18 protein-coding genes and 1 tRNA gene are annotated in these 17,162 nt (G+C 70.7%); 9 read left to right on the top strand and 10 right to left on the bottom strand.

Going from position 1 to position 17,162, the window contains the following annotated elements:
* Positions 1-21: 21 nt before the first annotated feature.
* The gene (locus tag ACIQMJ_RS04435; protein ID WP_499759570.1) at positions 22-1,878 is read left to right on the top strand and encodes a glycosyltransferase; all 1,857 of its coding nucleotides are present in this window, start codon (positions 22-24) and stop codon (positions 1,876-1,878) included.
* Positions 1,879-1,998: 120 nt separating this feature from the next.
* Here the strand turns inward: ACIQMJ_RS04435 and ACIQMJ_RS04430 are convergent, their stop codons facing one another.
* The 8 genes from ACIQMJ_RS04430 to ACIQMJ_RS04395 form a co-directional block, all read right to left on the bottom strand.
* On the bottom strand, positions 1,999-2,298 hold the full coding sequence (locus tag ACIQMJ_RS04430; protein ID WP_499760244.1) for a ribbon-helix-helix protein, CopG family: 300 nt from the start codon (positions 2,296-2,298) through the stop codon (positions 1,999-2,001).
* Between the two features lie 59 nt (positions 2,299-2,357).
* Entirely contained in the window at positions 2,358-2,567 is a 210-nt protein-coding gene (locus tag ACIQMJ_RS04425) for a hypothetical protein (RefSeq protein ID WP_499759569.1), read from the bottom strand.
* Positions 2,568-2,673: 106 nt separating this feature from the next.
* Positions 2,674-2,886, bottom strand: coding sequence for a hypothetical protein (locus ACIQMJ_RS04420; protein WP_499759568.1), 213 nt, complete (start codon positions 2,884-2,886; stop codon positions 2,674-2,676).
* A 105-nt stretch (positions 2,887-2,991) separates the two neighbouring features.
* Complete coding sequence (gene glfT1, locus ACIQMJ_RS04415; RefSeq protein WP_499760243.1) at positions 2,992-3,888, bottom strand: galactofuranosyltransferase GlfT1; 897 nt, start codon at positions 3,886-3,888, stop codon at positions 2,992-2,994.
* A gap of 9 nt (positions 3,889-3,897) precedes the next feature.
* Positions 3,898-4,713 carry a galactan export ABC transporter ATP-binding subunit Wzt/RfbE gene (wzt, locus tag ACIQMJ_RS04410; RefSeq protein ID WP_499759567.1) on the bottom strand — a complete coding sequence of 272 codons (816 nt, stop codon included), beginning with the start codon at positions 4,711-4,713 and terminating at the stop codon, positions 3,898-3,900.
* Positions 4,714-4,731: 18 nt separating this feature from the next.
* Complete coding sequence (gene wzm, locus ACIQMJ_RS04405) at positions 4,732-5,643, bottom strand: galactan export ABC transporter permease subunit Wzm/RfbD (protein WP_499759566.1); 912 nt, start codon at positions 5,641-5,643, stop codon at positions 4,732-4,734.
* Positions 5,644-5,702: 59 nt separating this feature from the next.
* The gene (locus ACIQMJ_RS04400; protein ID WP_499759565.1) at positions 5,703-6,554 is read right to left on the bottom strand and encodes a class I SAM-dependent methyltransferase; all 852 of its coding nucleotides are present in this window, start codon (positions 6,552-6,554) and stop codon (positions 5,703-5,705) included.
* A 92-nt stretch (positions 6,555-6,646) separates the two neighbouring features.
* On the bottom strand, positions 6,647-7,198 hold the full coding sequence (locus tag ACIQMJ_RS04395; protein ID WP_499759564.1) for a bacterial proteasome activator family protein: 552 nt from the start codon (positions 7,196-7,198) through the stop codon (positions 6,647-6,649).
* Positions 7,199-7,311: 113 nt separating this feature from the next.
* Between ACIQMJ_RS04395 and ACIQMJ_RS04390 the strand changes: the two genes are divergently transcribed.
* Both ACIQMJ_RS04390 and ACIQMJ_RS04385 read left to right on the top strand, forming a co-directional pair.
* Entirely contained in the window at positions 7,312-8,511 is a 1,200-nt protein-coding gene (locus tag ACIQMJ_RS04390) for a cysteine desulfurase-like protein (protein ID WP_499759563.1), read from the top strand.
* Complete coding sequence (locus tag ACIQMJ_RS04385) at positions 8,508-9,167, top strand: class I SAM-dependent methyltransferase (protein ID WP_499759562.1); 660 nt, start codon at positions 8,508-8,510, stop codon at positions 9,165-9,167. The genes ACIQMJ_RS04390 and ACIQMJ_RS04385 overlap by 4 nt, the downstream gene beginning before the upstream one ends.
* 119 nt (positions 9,168-9,286) lie before the next feature.
* Here ACIQMJ_RS04385 and ACIQMJ_RS04380 read toward each other — a convergent pair whose 3' ends face one another.
* Positions 9,287-10,255, bottom strand: coding sequence for an NAD(P)H-quinone oxidoreductase (locus ACIQMJ_RS04380; RefSeq protein ID WP_499759561.1), 969 nt, complete (start codon positions 10,253-10,255; stop codon positions 9,287-9,289).
* Between the two features lie 56 nt (positions 10,256-10,311).
* Here ACIQMJ_RS04380 and ACIQMJ_RS04375 point away from each other — a divergent pair, with 56 nt between their 5' ends.
* The 6 genes from ACIQMJ_RS04375 (at position 10,312) to ACIQMJ_RS04350 (ending at position 16,630) form a co-directional block, all read left to right on the top strand.
* A complete protein-coding gene (locus ACIQMJ_RS04375; RefSeq protein ID WP_499759560.1) occupies positions 10,312-10,959 on the top strand; it encodes a GNAT family N-acetyltransferase in 648 nt (215 codons plus the stop codon).
* 62 nt (positions 10,960-11,021) lie between these two features.
* Positions 11,022-12,551 (top strand): M28 family metallopeptidase, encoded by a 1,530-nt coding sequence (locus ACIQMJ_RS04370; RefSeq protein ID WP_499759559.1) that lies wholly within the window; start codon positions 11,022-11,024, stop codon positions 12,549-12,551.
* 210 nt (positions 12,552-12,761) lie between these two features.
* Complete coding sequence (locus ACIQMJ_RS04365; RefSeq protein ID WP_499759558.1) at positions 12,762-14,171, top strand: hypothetical protein; 1,410 nt, start codon at positions 12,762-12,764, stop codon at positions 14,169-14,171.
* A 96-nt stretch (positions 14,172-14,267) separates the two neighbouring features.
* A complete protein-coding gene (locus tag ACIQMJ_RS04360) occupies positions 14,268-14,867 on the top strand; it encodes a class I SAM-dependent methyltransferase (RefSeq protein ID WP_499759557.1) in 600 nt (199 codons plus the stop codon).
* A 185-nt stretch (positions 14,868-15,052) separates the two neighbouring features.
* A complete protein-coding gene (locus tag ACIQMJ_RS04355) occupies positions 15,053-16,405 on the top strand; it encodes a hypothetical protein (protein WP_499759556.1) in 1,353 nt (450 codons plus the stop codon).
* 138 nt (positions 16,406-16,543) lie between these two features.
* Positions 16,544-16,630 (top strand) — tRNA-Ser (locus ACIQMJ_RS04350).
* A gap of 67 nt (positions 16,631-16,697) precedes the next feature.
* On the opposite strand, the gene ACIQMJ_RS04345 is transcribed toward ACIQMJ_RS04350, so the two are convergent.
* On the bottom strand, positions 16,698-17,129 hold the full coding sequence (locus ACIQMJ_RS04345; RefSeq protein WP_499760242.1) for a MarR family winged helix-turn-helix transcriptional regulator: 432 nt from the start codon (positions 17,127-17,129) through the stop codon (positions 16,698-16,700).
* Positions 17,130-17,162 lie beyond the last annotated feature (33 nt).

The following is a 17,162-nucleotide window of genomic DNA, read 5'->3' as shown; positions in this document are numbered from 1 at the left end:
CATCTCACCGAGGGACCTTCAGTGGACGCAGTGCACCGGATCATCCTGCCCCGGGACGACGACCCGCTCGACGTGCGGCCGATGTACCTGGACGAGCCGCAGAACGTGCACTGCCAGGTCGAGTCCCGCCGCGCGCTGACCGTGCCCGAGCACGCCAAGGTGTCGTTCGCGACGTACTTCAACGCGTTCCCGGCCAGCTACTGGAAGCGGTGGACGGTCGTCGACGAGGTCGTGCTGCGGATGAGCGTGCGCGGCTCCGGCCGGGTCGACGTGTACCGCTCCAAGCCCAGCGGCGACGTCGTGCACCTGGAGGGGTCGTTCGTCCGGGACGCGGCGGACTGGACGGCGCTGGAGTTCCCGGTGTCGCTGCGGCCGTTCGAGGACGGCGGGCTGATCTGGTTCGACGCGTTCACGCACGAGTCGCCGCTGGAGATCCGGGACGCGGAGTGGGCCGTGCGGTCGCCGCTGCCCGCGAAGAAGGTCGCGGTCAGCATCACCACCATGCGCCCGCACGACGCGGTGGAGGCGTTGCGGGCGCTGGGCAGCGACCCGGCCGTGCTCGACGTCGTCAGCAACGTCTTCGTGGCCGACCAGGGCGCGGTGAAGGTCCGCTCGGTGCCCGGCTTCGCCGAGGCCGCGGCCGGGCTGGGCGACCGGCTGGAGGTCGTCGAGCAGGACAACCTGGGCGGCTCCGGCGGGTTCACCCGGGGCATGTTCGAGGCGATCGAGCACACCGACGCCGACCAGGTCATGCTCATGGACGACGACATCCGGCTGGAGCCGGAGGCCGTGCTGCGGTCCAACGCGTTCGCGCGCGCCGCGGCGTCGCCGGTCGTGGTCGGCAGCCACATGCTGAACCTGCAGGCCAGGACCCGGATCCACAGCACCGCGGAGATCGTGGACCTGGGCACGTGCTTCTGGCGGGCCGCGCCCGGCGCGGTGACCGACCACGACTTCGCCACGTCGTCGCTGCGCGAGACGCCCGAGCTGCACCCCCGCGTGGACGCCACCTACAACGGCTGGTGGATGTGCCTGTTCCCCCGCGAGGTGGTGGAGCGCACCGGCTACCCGCTGCCGCTGTTCATCAAGTGGGACGACGCCGAGTACTCGCTGCGGGCGCTGGAGCACGGGTTCCCGACCGTGTCGCTGCCCGGTTCGGCGGTGTGGCACATGCCGTGGACGGACAAGAACGACTCGACCGACTGGCAGGCTTACTTCCACACGCGCAACCGGCTGGTGCTGGCCGCGCTGCACAGCCCGTACGACGTGCGCAACGGGATCGTGAAGCACGGGCTGAAGCTGTCCCTGCGGCACCTGCTGTCCATGGAGTACTCCACGGTGGCGTTGCAGCAGAAGGCGATCGAGGACTTCCTCGACGGCCCGGCGGGCCTGTTCGACTCGCTGCGCACGGCGCTGCCGATGGTGCGGTCGATGCGCGAGGAGTACAGCGACGCCCGGCGCCTGGAGTCGGCCCGCGAGTTCCCGCCGCCGACGTTCGACCTGGTGCGCGCCGAGGCGCTGCTGCAGCCGTCGAAGAGCAAGGCGACGATCGCGGTGCGCGCGGCGAAGTCCGTCCTGCACAACCTGCGCCCGCCCCAGCCGGCCGCGAGCGACCGCCCCCAGCTCAACGTGCCCGCCCTGAACGCCCGCTGGTTCCTGCTGGGCAACCTGGACAGCGCCACGGTGTCCACGGCCGACGGCACGGGCGTCGCGTTCTACAAGCGCGACCCGGAGCAGTTCCGCACCCTGATGGCCCGCGCTGTGCGCAACTACCGCCGCCTGGGCAAGGAGTGGCCACGCCTGCGCGCCCAGTACCGCGCCGCCCTGCCCGACCTCACGTCGGCCGAGCAGTGGCGCAAGGTCTTCGAGAACCACTGACTTACCCCTGATCGTGCTGGTCAGGGGGCATTCGCCAAGAGTGCGGCCTCGCGCTGAGCGGTCGGACCCGCTTGGTGCCCGTGACAGCGCTGCCCGGCCGTTCGGGTCCACCCACCACGGTCAGTGATGAGCGAGGTACTCCTCGAGTGCCTCGCGGATCACCGTGGAGGTCGTGGTCTGTCGATCCCTCGCCAGCTGCTCGACTCGTTCTTTCAGCTGAGCGGGTACCCGCGCCTTGACCTCGGGAGACGTGCTGCCGCCTGCGGACAGAGAGGGGCGGCCGACCCGGGCGAGGGCCTCCTGCGCCATTTCGTCGGCACGTGCTTCGGTGATCCGACGCCCCTTGCCGTCGAGTACGACTTCCTGGTCCAGGTCGACGTCCCCCACCTGGTCGGCATCGAACTTGTACTCACGAACCATGATGGTCACCTCTGGTGCGGTGCGTGGTCGGGGCTAGCGGTCTCGGTAGTGGGTGGGCATCACGTGGATGATGAGAACCACGTCATCAGCCTGTAGTCGACTCCCACGATCTCGAGCCCCACGCCCCGGTCGTCTCCCATCCACACGATTTTCGGATCTTCACCGTCCTCAACTGGAAGGGCGGTCGGAGTGCAGTTGTTGATCACGTGCGAGGCGTGCGCGCGTCCGGTGCGGTGCTTGCGGGCGGACTGGCTGAACCTGAGACGCACCTCGGCTATTGTGCGCCACAAAACTCTGGTCGTCAGTACGCCGGGTCGTCGATGATCGATCCTGGTGCCCGCGGGCGGTGGAGGGGTCGGCCAACGATCGACGCGGCTAGGCGAAGTGCGCGGCCACGACGTGGCTGAAGTTGACCACGAAGTCCTTGCCGTCGGCGGTCGCGATGGCCTGGGTGTGGCCGTTGCGCACGACCTGGATCAGCCGTGGGCCGAGGTCGTCGGCGGTGTCCTGGGAGACCCGGATGGAGATCGGGTTGGGGTTGGCGGCGAGGTGCAGGACCAGGGTCGTCTTACGCGCTTCAGAAGTCATGGCGCACAGCCCACCAGCGACGGCGTGACCAGGCAAGACGGGTTCGCCGTCAGCGATTCCGCGTCAAGCTGAACGCCGTCCCGGAGACCTTCCCGGCCGGACGGCTCACTTGCGGAAGAAGCGTTCCCGCTGACCCTGGCGCACCAGCTTCAGCCACTCCAGGAACGCCTTCGGGTCGCGCCGCACGCCGATGAAGTACAGCCCGAACCGGAACGCCTCCAGCAGCCCCAGCTTGCGCATGCCCGGCTGCGACAGCAGGTACCCGCGGTTGCGGTAGGTGTAGTAGCGCTTGACCGCGTTCTCCGGGTCCTGCGCGTGGAACCGGCCGCCGAGCATCGGCTTGAACTCGTCCGACCCGTCCGGGTGCAGGTAGGCGACCTTCAGCGACGTGCCGAACGGCAGGCCCGTGCGCACCAGCCGCCGGTGGATCTCCACCTCGTCGCCGCGGAAGAACAGCCGGTAGTCCGGCACGCCGATGACGTCCACCGTGGACGCCTTGAACAGCGCGCCGTTGAACAGCGACGCGATGCCCGGCAGGAAGTCCGTGCCCAGCTCGGACGCGTTCCGCTTCCACGTCAGGCCGCGCCGCAGCGGGAACGCGAGCTTCTCCGGCCGCTCGATGTTCGCCACCACCGGCGAGATCGCGGCCAGCTTGCGCCGCTGGGCCTCCTCCAGCAGCACGGCCAGCACGTTCTCGTCCGCTGGCCGGCCGTCGTCGTCGGCCAGCCACAGCCAGTCCGCGCCCAGCGACAGCGCGTGCAGCATGCCCAGCGCGAACCCGCCCGCGCCGCCGAGGTTGCGGTGCGAGGCGAGGTAGGTGGTGGGGATCGGGCACTGCGCGACCAGGTCGTCCACCGGCTGGTCGGGCCCGTTGTCCACGACCACCAGGTGGTCGAGCGGGCGGGTCTGCGACGCGAGGACCTTCAACGAGTCGGCCAGCAGCTCCCGCCGGTGCCGGGTCACCACGACACCGACGACGGAACCCTGCGGCAGTGCGCCCACCACGCTCACCTACTCGCCACCGTTCCCGCTCAGCACCGTCGGCTGACCGATCCGCTCCAGCGTCTCCTCGCTCAGGTGCTCGTAGGGGTCGCGGCCCTTGTAGGCCGTGACCACCTCGCGGAGAGACCCGTGCATCTTGACATGCCCCTCGTCCATCCAGATCGCCGTGTTGCACAGCTCGACCAGGAAGTCGTCGGAGTGGGAGGCGAACACCAGCATGCCGGACCGCTTGACGAGGTCGTTCAGCCGGTCCCGCGCCTTGGCCAGGAACGCCGCGTCGACCGCGCCGATGCCCTCGTCCAGCAGCAGGATCTCGGGGTTGATCGACGTCACCACGCCGAGCGCCAGGCGCACCCGCATACCCGTGGAGTACGTGCGCAGCGGCATCGACAGGTAGTCACCCAGCTCGGTGAACTCGGCGATGTCGTCGACCCGCTTCTCCATCTCCTTGCGGCTCATGCCGAGGAACAGACCGCGGATCATGATGTTCTCGTACCCGGAGATCTCCGGGTCCATGCCGACGCCGAGGTCGAACACGGGCGCGACCTTGCCGACGATGCGCGAGCTGCCCCGCGTGGGCTCGTAGATGCCCGCGAGCAGCCGCAGCAGCGTCGACTTGCCGGCGCCGTTGTGGCCGACGAGGCCGACCCGGTCACCGTGCTTGAGCGAGATGTTGATGTCGTGCAGCGCCTCGATTATCGGGACGCGGCCCTCCGCGCCGATCTTGCCGCCGACCTTGCCCAGCGCGAGCTTCTTCAGCGACCTCGACTTGGCGTCGAAGATCGGGAAGTCGACCGAGGCGTTCCAAACGTCGATGCTGACCATGATGTGTTGCGGCCTCACTCAGACCCAGTAGGAGACGCGGGCACGGTAGTTGCGCATGGCGACGAGCGCCAGCGCCCACCCGACGACGGTGAAGGCGCCGACCACCACCCAGTGGTGCCAGTCCTGGGTGTGCCCCAGCATCGGCGCCCGGACGATCTCGACGAAGTGGAAGATCGGGTTCAGCTCGGCGATCAGGATGCGCCAGCTGCCCTCGCCGTCGGTGACCTTGTTGAGCACACCGACGTGCCAGACGATCGGCGTCATGAAGAACACCAGGTTGATGAAGCTGTTGATGACCGGCGGGATGTCGCGGAAGCGGGTGCTGATGATGCCGAACAGCAGGGCCACCCACACCGCGTTGACCACCACCAGCGCGAAGCCGGGGATCGCCAGCAGCACGGTCCAGGACAGACCCGGCTGCGACACCGGGTCCCCCTCCATCCGGTACGAGTGGATGAGCGTCGGGAAGAAGATCGCCACGACGATCACGTAGATGGCCAGGTTGTGCAGCAGGAACAGCACCTGCCGCCACACCATGCGCAGCACGTGCACCGTGATGGGCGCGGGCAGGTGCTTGATCAGGCCCTCGTTGGAGATGAAGACCTCGGTGCCCTCGGTGACCACGCCGAGGATGAAGTTCCAGATGATGAACCCGGCCGTGACGTACGGCAGGAACGTGCTCAGCTGCTGGTTGAACAGCTGCGAGTACAGCAGGCCCAGCGCGAGCGCCGTGGTGCCCATGGAGATGGTGATCCACAGGGGACCGATGACGGAGCGGCGGTACCGCTGCTTGATGTCCTGCCACCCGAGGTGGCCCCACAGCTCCCGCTGCCGCCAGGCGTCGCGCACGTCGGCGAACGCGCGCGCGAACGTGCGCGAGTTGGGTGCCAGGGGAGCGGGTGGTCGCTCGACCGTACTCGTGGGTTGCACGAGTGATGAGACTACCGGCGACGGGGTGGCGGCCCTGTCGCCGGGCTGTCACGGTGCGGTCACCCCTGCTGCGGGACCTCCGGCACCCCGGTTACCTTCATGATCACCTGTTCGTGATCGTAGGTGTACCCGCAGTAGTCGAACTCGATCCCGGTGCGCTCGACGTACTCGGACCAGGCTTTGTGCTCGTGCTCCTGCCACCCCGGGTAGTTGAAGTACTCGTCGAACACGATCACGCTGCCGGGCACGAGCCGCGGGCCCACGAGGTCGAGCACGGTCCTGGTGGAGGAGTACAGGTCGCAGTCGACGTGCAGGAACGACACCGGGCCGGGGTGGGCGTCCAGGAAGCCGGGCAGGGTGTCGTCGAACCAGCCGACGACCAGCTCCGCGCCGTCCACGTCGGGCAGGCCGTCCATGCCGAACAGGCCGGCCGGGAAGCCGTTGCGCCAGTCCTCGGGCAGGCCCTCGAACGAGTCGAAGCCGTACACGCCGCGACCGTCGAAGGCGGTGGCGATGAGCTTGAGCGTGCCGCCGGTGTAGACGCCGAACTCCAGCGCCATGCCGTCGGCCTCGACCAGGCTCAGCGCGTGCTCCAGCGTCGCGTGCGGGTGGCCGAAGTGCGGCGCGGTCGGCAGGTGCTCGCGGATGAACCGGGCGCTCTGCTTGGCCGCCTCCTGCTCGCCCGCGAACACCAGGTCGCGGCGGGCCCGGACCTCGTACTGGATGGTCGCGTCGACCGCCCGGTCGGCCTGTCTGCGCAGCTCCTCCACCTGGCGTTCGAGCCGGGCGATGTGCTCGACCTGCTCGCGGTGGTAGGGGCGCACGACGTCGTCGATGACCCGGAAGATCTTGCCGCGCACGCGCTTCCGGACTTCTTCGACGAGTGGGCTGTGCCGGACTTTGTCGAGCACTTGACGGCTCCTCTCGCGGGTGTGGCGGTGAACACGGTCGGGCAGCGCGGTGCCCGTTGTCCAGCCCGCGACCTCACCGCCGCACCGGAACGTTACAAGTACTGACCAGTCCCCCGGATGTGCGGACCGCTCTCCCCGTCGGCGTGCCCGGACCCGGCCGGCAGGGCGCGCCCGCGCATCTGCTCCAACTGGACGCGCGCTGCCATCTGCTGGGCGAACAGGGCCGTCTGGATGCCGTGGAACAGGCCCTCCAACCAGCCCACGAGCTGCGCCTGGGCGATCCGCAGCTCCGCGTCGGAGGGCGTGCCCTCCTCGGTGAACGGCAGCGACAGCCGTTCCAGCTCGTCGCGCAGCTCCGGCGCGAGCCCGTCCTCCAGCTCGTCGATGGACCGCTTGTGGATCTCCTTGAGCCGGTTGCGGCTGGCCTCGTCGAGAGGTGCCGCGCGGACCTCCTCCAGCAACTGCTTGATCATCGTGCCGATGCGCATGACCTTCGCCGGCTGCTCGACCAGGTCGGTCACGTCCTGGCCGCCCCCGTCCTCGCCGGCCGGAACCCTGGCGGCACCCACCGGGGTGCCGTCCGGGCCGACCACGACCACGTGCCGCTCGTTCTCCACCTGATCACCTCGGGGTGCCTCGCTCATGCCTCCCATCCTGGCCCGATCGGGTGGCGAACGCCGAACCGGGTCACAGATCGGGTGGCAAACCCGCCGCCCCTGCTGTCGCTCGTGCCGGCGTCCTCCGTACGGTGTGCGGCATGGCGTTCGACGTCGCCCGGGTCCGTGGGCTGTTCCCCGCGCTCGGCGACGGCTGGGTTCACCTGGACGCTCCCGCGGGGATGCAAGTACCCGAACAGGTGGCCACGGCCGTCTCCACCGCGCTGCGCGCACCCGTCTCCGGGCCGGGTGGCATCTTCCCGGCTTCGCAACGCGCCGAGGCCATCGTCGACGCGGCCAGGCGGGCGGTGGCCGACCTCGTCGGCGCCGACCCGGCGGGCGTCGTGCTCGGCCCGAGCTCCGCTGTGCTGCTCCAGCGGCTGGCCGACGCGCTGTCGGAGGGCTGGTTCCTCGGCGACGAGGTCGTGGTGTCGCGGCTGGACCACCCCGGCAACATCGCGCCGTGGCAGCGGGCCGCGCAGCGCACCGGCAGCGTGGTGCGGTGGGCCGAGGTCGACATCGAGACCTGCGAGCTGCCCGCCTGGCAGTACGACGACCTGGTCACGCCCAAGTGCAAGCTGGTCGCCGTGACGGCCGCGTCCGGCTCCGTCGGCACCCGGCCGGACCTGCGCAAGATCGCCGAGGCCGCCCGCCGCACGGACGCTTTGGTCGTCGTGGACGCCTCCTCCGCCGCGCCGTTCGTGCCGCTCGACATCACCGCCATGGACGCCGACGTGGTCGCCGTCTCGGCGAACAACTGGGGTGGCCCCCCGGTGGGCGCGCTCGTGTTCCGCGACCCGTCGATGCTCGACCTGCTGCCCTCGGTCGCCGTCGAGCCCGGCGCGCGGGGTCCCGAACGCCTGGAACTGGGCCCGCACGCCTACCCGCTGCTGGCCGGCCTGGTGGCATCGGTGGAGTACCTGGCCGGTCTGGACGACGCCGCGGTGGGCCCGCGGCGGGAGCGCGTGCTCACGTCGCTGGGTTCGGTGAAGGCGTATCAGGCCGGACTTCTGGCTAATCTCATCAACGAACTGCGATCGCTCCGTCACGTCATGGTGATCGGCGACGCCATGCGCCGGGTGCCGGCGCTGGCGTTCACGGTGGCCGGCGTGAAGGCGACCGACGGCGTCGAGCACCTGTCCGACCGGGGCGTGTGCGCGTTCGCCGACTCGGGGCAGCACGGCGTGTTCTCGGTGCTGGGCGTGGGCGAGGTCGGCGGGGCGATCCGCGTCGGCCTGGCGCACTACACGAACGCGGTGGAAGTGGACGAGCTCGTGCGGGCGGTCGCCGAGCTGGGGTGAGTTCGGGGGGCTGGGTGGACGACCTGCTGTCACGGGAGCTCGCCGACCTCGCCGCACTGCACCGGCTCGCGCCCCTGATGTCGGAGTACCTGCCCAACACCGCCCACGAGCTGCGTCCCGCCGCGCTGGCGGCGGTGATCGACGAGGTGCTGCTCGGCTCGCGGACCGTGCTCGTCGAGTGCGGCTGCGGGGCTTCGTCGGTGGTGCTGGCCCGGTTGCTGGCCCGACGCGGGTTCGGTCACCTGCTGTCCGTCGAGCACGACGAGCGCACGGCCGCTTTCGTGGCCAGCCAGTTGCGGCGCGAAGGGCTGGGGCACGTCGCGCGGGTCGTGCACGCGCCGTTGACCCCTCATCCGGCGGCGCTCGGGAACGCGCAGTGGTACCACCCCCAGCTCGTGCACGACGAGGTGTCGGCGTACGTGGAGCGGTACGGGTTGGTCGACTTGCTGCTGGTGGACGGCCCGTTGTTGGGGGATGCGCGGTATCCGGCGCTGCCGGTGTTGCGGGGTGTGCTCGCTCCTGGTGCGGCGGTGCTGGTGGACGACGCGGAGCGGCCCGGTGAGCAGACCGTGCTGGTGCGGTGGGCCGAGGAGTTCGCCCTGCGGTTCCGGACGACGCCTCGGACGTTCCTGGCTTCGGCGATGGCGTTGGACTGAGCCGGGGGCGGGGTCGGGGGGTGGGGGAGAGAAAGATCAAAGATTAAAGATTGAAAGCGTCCTCGCCGGACGCTTTTAATCTTTTGTCTTTTTCTTTTCGGGTTTTCGAGAACCTCAGGTCACACCTTCAGCACGAGCTTCCCGAACACATCGCCGTCCTCCAGAGCCCGATGAGCGTCCCCGGCCCGCTCGATCGGCAGCACCTCGTGCACGACAGGCTTCACCCGGCCCGCCGCGATCAACGGCCACAAGTGCTCCCGCACCTCGGCCACGATGCGGCCCTTGCCGTTCGGCCCGTCGACCGGCCGGAACCGCAGGCCCGTCCCGGTCACGCTCGCCCGCTTGGACAGCAGCTTGCCGATGTTCAGCTCGCCCTTGACCCCGCCCTGCATGCCGATGATCACCAGCCGGCCATCGGGCGCGAGGACGTCGACGTTCCGGCCGAGGTAAGCCGCGCCCATGTTGTCCAGCACGACGTCCGCCTGCCCGACCTCGGCCACGAAGTCCTGCTCCCGGTAGTTCACCAGCACGTCCGCGCCCAGTTCGGCGCAGCGCCGCAACCGCTCCGCCGAGCCGGCGGTGACGGCGACCCGCGCACCGAGGGCCTTGGCGACCTGGATGGCGTGCGTGCCGATGCCGCCCGCCCCGCCGTGCACGAGGAACGTCTCGCCCTCCCGGAGGCCCGCGACCATCACCACGTTCGACCACACCGTGCACGCGACCTCGGGCAGCGAAGCGGCGGTCACCAGGTCGACGCCCTCGGGCAACGGCAAGAGCTGAGCGGCCGGGACGACGACTCGTTCCGCGTAGCCGCCGCCGGCCAGCAGTGCGCACACCTCGTCGCCGACGCGCCAGTCCGTGACGCCCTCGCCGAGCGCCGCGACGGTGCCCGAGCACTCCAAGCCCGGGGACTCCGACGTGCCCTTCGGTGGCGGGTAGTGGCCCTGGCGTTGCAGCAGGTCGGCGCGGTTCACCGCGGTCGCGGCGACGTCCAGCAGCACCTCCCCCGGTCCCGGTTCGGGGTCCCGAACCTCCGTCCAGGCCAGCACGTCGGGTCCGCCGGGTTCACGAATGGTGATCGCGCGCATGGCTCTGACGGTAATCCGCTCGCACGGCGGACGCGCGGCCGTCACCATCGACGGGCATGGACCCCTGGCCCTTCCGCGACCTGGTGCTGCGCACGCCGCGCCTCGACCTGCGCCCCGACGACGACGAGGGCCTGGCCGAGCTGGTGGACGTGGCGCTGGACGGCGTTCACCCGCCCGACCGGATGCCGTTCGGCGTGGAGTGGACCGACGCGCCGCGCGACCGGCTCGGCCTCAACACGTTCCAGCACTTCTGGCACTCGCGCTCGACGCTCTCGCCGCAGCGGTGGACGCTCAACTTCATCGTGCGCCTGGACGGCCGGGTGGTCGGCACGCAGGCGCTGGGCGCCGACGACTTCCCCGTCCTGCGCGAGGTCAAGAGCGGGTCGTGGATCGGGCTGCGGCACCAGGGCCGGGGGATCGGCACGGAGATGCGGGCCGCTGTCCTGCTGTTCGCGTTCGACCACCTCGGCGCGGTGGCGGCGCGGTCGAGCGCGTTCCGGGACAACCTCGCCTCGCACGGCGTCAGCCGCAAGCTCGGCTACCGACCGGATGGCACGTTCCGGCAGGTCAGAAGGGGTGAACCGGCCGAGCAGACCCGGCTGTTGGTGACGCCGGAGACGCTGAAGAGGCCACACTGGGAGCTGGGGGTGAGCGGTGTCACACCCTGCTTGCCCCTGCTCACAGGGCGAGAACCCGCCGAGTGACGGATTGCGCATACCCCCGTGACTTGTGAGGGTTCGGCATCCGAGTGAAGGGGAACTCGATCATGTCAGGTAGAACCGGGATCCGACGCGCGGCGATCCTCGCGGCGTCCGCATCCCTCGCACTGGTCGCCGTTCCGGCCGTCAACGTCGCGTCGGCCTCGACGCTCGACGGCCCGAAGCTGGCCAAGACCCTCACCAAGAACGTCTCCGCGGACGGGGTGAACCGCCACCTGATCGCCCTCCAGCGCATCGCCGACCGCAACGACGGCAACCGCGCCGCGGGCACGCCCGGCTACGACGCCAGCGTGGAGTACGTGGCGGGCAAGCTGCGCGGCGCGGGCTTCGACGTGACCACGCCGGAGTTCACCTACCCCGTGCAGATCACCGACGCGGCGATCGCCAAGGTCGGCACGACCACCTACGAGAACATCCCGCTGGAGTTCTCGCCGCAGACGCCGGTCGGCGGCGTCACCGGCCCGCTGCGCGTCGTGCCCGAGGACGAGACCCCCGGCTGCGAGGCGTCCGACTTCGCCGGGCAGGACTTCACCGGCGGCATCGCGCTGATCCGCCGCGGCTCCTGCACGTTCGACGTCAAGCATCGCAACGCGGCCGCCGCGGGCGCCATCGCGGTGATCATCTCCAACAACCGCGAGGGCACCCTGTCCGGTGTCACGCTCGGCGCGCCGGGCGTCGTGCCGACCGGTGGCGTCACCCAGGCCGACGGCACCGCGCTGGCCCAGCTCGGCGGCCAGCCCGTCACCGTGGACCTGCGCTACCACGAGGAGGACCGCGTCTCGCGCAACGTGATCGCGGAGACCAGGACCGGCCGCAAGGACAACGTCGTGATGGCGGGCGCGCACCTCGACAGCGTCGAGAACGGCGCGGGCATCAACGACAACGGCACCGGCTCGGCCGGCCTGCTGGAGACCGCGCTGAAGCTGGGCGGCTCGCCGAAGGTCAACAACGCGGTGCGGTTCGGCTGGTGGGGCGCCGAGGAGCTCGGCCTGGTCGGGTCGACGAAGTACGTGCAGTCGCTGACGTTCGAGCAGCAGCTCGACATCGCGCTGTACCTGAACTTCGACATGATCGGCTCGCCCAACGCGGCGTACTTCGTCTACGACGGCGACGACTCCGACGCGGTCGGCGCGGGCGCCGGCCCGTACGGCTCGGGCCAGATCGAGCAGGCTTTCGTCGAGTACCTGACGGTGGAGAAGGGCGTGCAGACCGAGGGCACCGACTTCACCGGCCGCTCGGACTACGGCGAGTTCATCATCCAGGGCATCCCGGCCGGTGGCCTGTTCACCGGCGCCGAGGGCATCAAGACCGAGGCGCAGGCGGCGAAGTGGGGCGGCACGGCGGGCGCCGCGTACGACCCCAACTACCACGGCTCCGGTGACAACCTGGGCAACGTCGACCGCGTCGCCCTGGACCGCAACGCCGACGCGCTGGCGTGGGTGACGGCGTCGTACGCGATCAGCACGGAGAGCGTGAACGGCGTGCCGGCGCGGTCCGAGCGCGCTTCGGCGCGGGCGGCTTCGATGCGTTCGATGCACGTCGAGTCGCACCACCACTCGCACGCCGACGTGGCGTAGAGCGCGTTCGACCAGGCAACACGGGCCGGTCTCCCTCCTGGGAGGCCGGCCCGCTCCACGTCGCCTTTGCCCTCCACAATGGACTCTGTGACCCGGGTGTGATCGGGTCGGGTTAGTTTCGCGCCAACGGAATCCATCCAAGGGGGGCATGTCTTGATCACCTCGAAGCGCGCGCTCGGGCGAAGATCCCTCGTTCTCATCGCGGCCCTCGTGGTCACCGCGACCCTGTCCGCCCCGGCGCGCGCCGACGAGCCCGGCTCTCAGCCGACCGCCGCGGCCCTGGCCATCTCGGCCACCGTCGGCGCCGGCCCGTTCCTGGTCGGCGAGCAGGTACCGGTCGACGTGAAGATCACCAACACCGGCGACACCGACGCCACCGGCGTCACGGCGAGCGCCTACTCCACGTCCGGGTCCAGCTTCTTCACGCAGTTCTCCGAGTGGGGTGACCTGGCGCCCTGGCCCGGCCCCGGCGCGACCCTGGCCGCCGGGCAGGAACGGGCCCTCACCGTCCGCGGCGTGTTCTCCCAGTGGAGCGGCGCGCCCGTGGTCCGGTTCTACCTCCAGCAGTCCGGCGTCGGGTCCGCTGCGGTGAGCGTGCCGATCACGCTGCGCGACCCCGGCTCCGCCTCGGACGTGGTGGCCGGTCTCGTCTACGGCGACCGCGACGGCGACGGGACGCCCGGCGCGGGCGAAGGGCTCGCGGGCGTCCAGGTGGAGGTCTCCATGACCGGCTCCCCCTGGCTGCGCCTGGAGGCCAGGACCGATGCCGGAGGCCGGTTCCGGTTCGCGGACCTGCCCGTGCGGGTCTACAGCCTCTCCATCCCCGACGCGCCGGACGGCTGGGTGGTGGAGCCCTCGTACTCGCAGGTGGCGGTGGACGGCGCCGGCTCGGCCGCGAACGTGCTGCTGCGCGGCAGGCGCCCGTTGACCGACGTGCTGTCGGCGGCCATGCGGTTCACCCGGACCGAGTACCGGGTCGGCGACCGGGCCGAGATCGAGGTGACGCTGACCAACACCGGCGCCACCGACCTGACCGCCATCAGCGCGGCCTGCGACCGGAGCGGTGGTGAGGGGCCCGAGCTGCGTGACGTCGTCATGGGCGACCTGGCCTGGGACGCCGAGGGCGTGACGGTGCCCGCGGGCCAGTCGCTCGTGCGGACCATCAGCGGCAGCGTGTCGGAGGAGACGGCCGAGTACGGCGGCGTCGCGTACGACTGCGACTTCGGCCCGCGGGAGGACTTCAGCAACGGCCGCCCGCGCGCCGCTGCCCTCGCCAAGGTGCCCGGCCCGGCCGTGACCGTCCGCATGTCCTTCCACCACGACCGGGACGGCGATCGCATCGGTGAGCCCGACGAGGTCGTGGCCGGTGCGCGGATCGTCCTGCGGGACGCCGTCACCCGAGGGGTCGTGGCCCAGGGGCGCACCGACGCCCAAGGTCGTGGGCGCTTCGACAACGTGCCCTCCGGCCCGTACGAGGTGCAGCTGCTGAGCTCGTGGAAGTTCGCCCAGGGGCACAACGGCGGCCTGTTCGCCGGGACCTGCCGCAACTGCCAGGCCGAGCGCTCGTTCTTCCTCGTGCCCGGACCGGACCCGACGAACGTGCGGTTCCCCGGCTGGTGACGCGGCGCACGTCGTGACCGGCACCACCCGACCCCTGTCCCGCCGGCGGGACAGGGGTCGGGTGGTCCGCGTCTCACCGTGGGCTACCGTACGACCGTGGACAAGACTGACGGTCAGGACTACACCGACCGGCTCGCGCGCCTGCAGAACCTGCCCTGGAAGCGTGTCCTGAACGTCCAGGCCCCGTACCGGTGGAACGTGCGCCGCATCTTCGGCGACCGCGAGGTGCTCGACGTCGGCTGCGGCATCGGTCGCAACCTCAAGCACCTGGAGCCCCACGGCGTCGGCGTCGACCACAACCCGCACTCGGTGCAGACGTGCCGGGACATGGGCCTCACGGCGTTCACCACGGCCGAGTTCTTCGACACCGAGTACGCCAAGCCCGGCCGCTTCGGCGGCATGCTGGCGGCGCACCTGGTCGAGCACATGCCGCGACCGGAGGCCGTGGAGATCCTGCGCGGCTACATCGACTTCCTCGCGCCCGGCGGCCTGCTGGTCCTCATCTGCCCGCAGGAGCGCGGGTACGCGTCGGACCCCACGCACGTGGCGTTCACCGACCTCGACGGCCTCGCCGACGTGACGTCCCAGCTGGGGCTGGTCGAGCGCGAGCGCATGTCGTTCCCGTTCCCCCGCGCGGCCGGGAAGGTGTTCACCTACAACGAGTTCGTGCACATCTCGGCGAAGCCGGAGAACTGAGAAACCGACTGCATTTCGCTTTCCGTTGTCGTACCCCTCGGGTAGTGTCCGCCGCGTTCGGTCGAGTCGGGGGCTCGTCCCACAGGGGGGTCGCGCTGTGCGCGCCAACGTCCGCGTGTTCCTGTCACGGACTGGCTGGTAGACCGACGCCATCTGTTCACTCCTGCTGTCAGGAAAGAGGATCAATGCGTCGTTCCGCAGCGCTGCTGGTCGCCACGGCCGCGGCACTGGCGACGGCCGCGGCTCCGGCCACCGCCGAGCCGGCGTCCGCCGACGGTGACCTGGTCGTCCGCACCGATGTGTCGCTCGACAAGTCGCACCGCAACGTCCGGCCCTACGGCACGAAGGGCGCCCGGCCCACCAGCCAGGCCGCCGAGGCCGAGGCCGAGTGGGTCGGCCACCGCTTCATCCCGACCGCGCCGAGACGGGTCCTGGACACCCGCTCCGGCCTCGGGCGCAACGGCGTCGCGGGCCCCGTGGGCCACGGCGGCCAGATCGAGGTCCCGCTGGTCGGCTACCCGGAGAACGTGAGCGCGGTCGTGCTCAACGTGACCGGCACGTCGCCCACCGCCAACACCTACGTGACGGTGTGGGAGGGCGGCCCCATCGCGCGGCCCCAGGTGTCGACGCTGAACCTGGTGCCCGGTGACACGCGCGCCAACTCGGTCACCACCTGGGTGTCGCTCGACCACACGGTCAACCTCTACAACAACGCGGGCAGCACCGACCTGATCGCGGACGTCGCGGGCTACTACGTCTACGACGCGCCGACGCCCGGCACCGGCTTCGCCACCCCCGGCCGCTACTTCGCGACCGGCCCGAGCCGCGCGTACGACTCGCGCAACACCGGCGGCGCCTTCTACGCCGGCGAGACCCGCTCGATCGACTTCAGCTCCTTCGGCGTGCCCGCGGGCGCGACCGCGGTGGCGCTGAACATCACCGGCGTGGACGCCACCGCCGGCACCTACGTGACCGCGTGGCCGTCCGGCGCGACCCGCCCGAACGCGTCGAGCCTGAACGTCACGCCGGGTGGCGCGACGCCGAACGGCGTGACCGTCGCGCTGGGCTCCGACCGCAAGGTCAACGTCTACAACAACGCGGGCTTCGTGAACCTGATCGTCGACATCACGGGCTACTACCTGCCCACCGAGGTCGGCGGCGCGGACTTCTTCCCGACCGACCCGGGCCGCGCGTACGACACCCGTGAGCCGGGCGCGTCGGGCGCGATCCCGCCGTACACGTCGCTGACGCTGTTCTTCGGCGACGCCGGCCTGTTCCCCGGCGACAGCCTGCTGGTGAACCTGACCGGCACCGAGCCGACCGACAACACCTACATCACGCCGTTCCCGTCGGGCGAGGCCCGTCCGGGCACCTCGGCGCTGAACCTGGCGCCCGGCCAGACCGCGCCGAACATGGCCACGGTCCGGCTCGGCAGCTACTACGACGAGGGCTCCGGCGTGTCGTACCCCGCGCAGGACTACTACAACAACGCGGGCTTCACGCACCTGGTCATCGACGTGTTCGGCGTCTTCGCCTGATCGGATGACGCGCCGGCCACCACGTGCCGGCACAGCGGTGGACGTGCGGGGTCCCGGGTTCCGGGGCCCCGCGCGCTCGTTCGCGACGAGGGGCGGCGTGCCTCGCGGACGACGCCCGTCGGCTAGGCTCCAGGCAGGGGTAGCGTGCCCGAGCGGCCTAAGGGACACGTCTTGAAAACGTGCGAGGGTTGATCCCCTCCGTGGGTTCAAATCCCACCGCTACCGCACCGCACGCGCAGCGCCCCCGCACCCCCACCGGGTGCGGGGGCGCTGTCGCGTCACGGGGCGCCGCTCACCCGTCCACGTCGCGCAGGTGCGTGATGATCCGCTCGAACACCTTGGCCACGACCTCCTGCTCGTCGCGCGACAGCAGGTCGACCATGTGCTCGCGCACGCCCTCGACGTGGGTCGGCGCGGACGTCTCCAGCAGGGCCATGCCCTCGTCGGTCAGCTCGGCGAACACGCCGCGACCGTCCTCCGGGCACTCCTTGCGGCGCAGCAGCCCCTCCCGCTCCATCCGCGCCACCTGGTGCGACACCCGGCTCTTGGAGGACGCCACCTCGTCGGCGAGCTGCGACATCCGCATCCGCCGCCCCGGCTGCTCCGACAGGCGCACGAGCACCTCGTAGTCGGCCAGCGACACCCCGTGCCCGTCCTGCAACTCCCGGTGCAGCCGGTCGGCGAGCATCGACGCCCCGACCACGTAGTTGCGCCAGGCGCGCATCTCCCCATCGTCGAGCCAACGCGGCTCCTGCTC

Source organism: Actinosynnema sp. NPDC091369 (assembly GCF_044757065.1).
Lineage (GTDB): Bacteria > Actinomycetota > Actinomycetes > Mycobacteriales > Pseudonocardiaceae > Actinosynnema.
The sequence above is the reverse complement of the archived record's forward strand: the minus strand, read 5'-3'. Positions and strand labels throughout refer to the sequence as shown.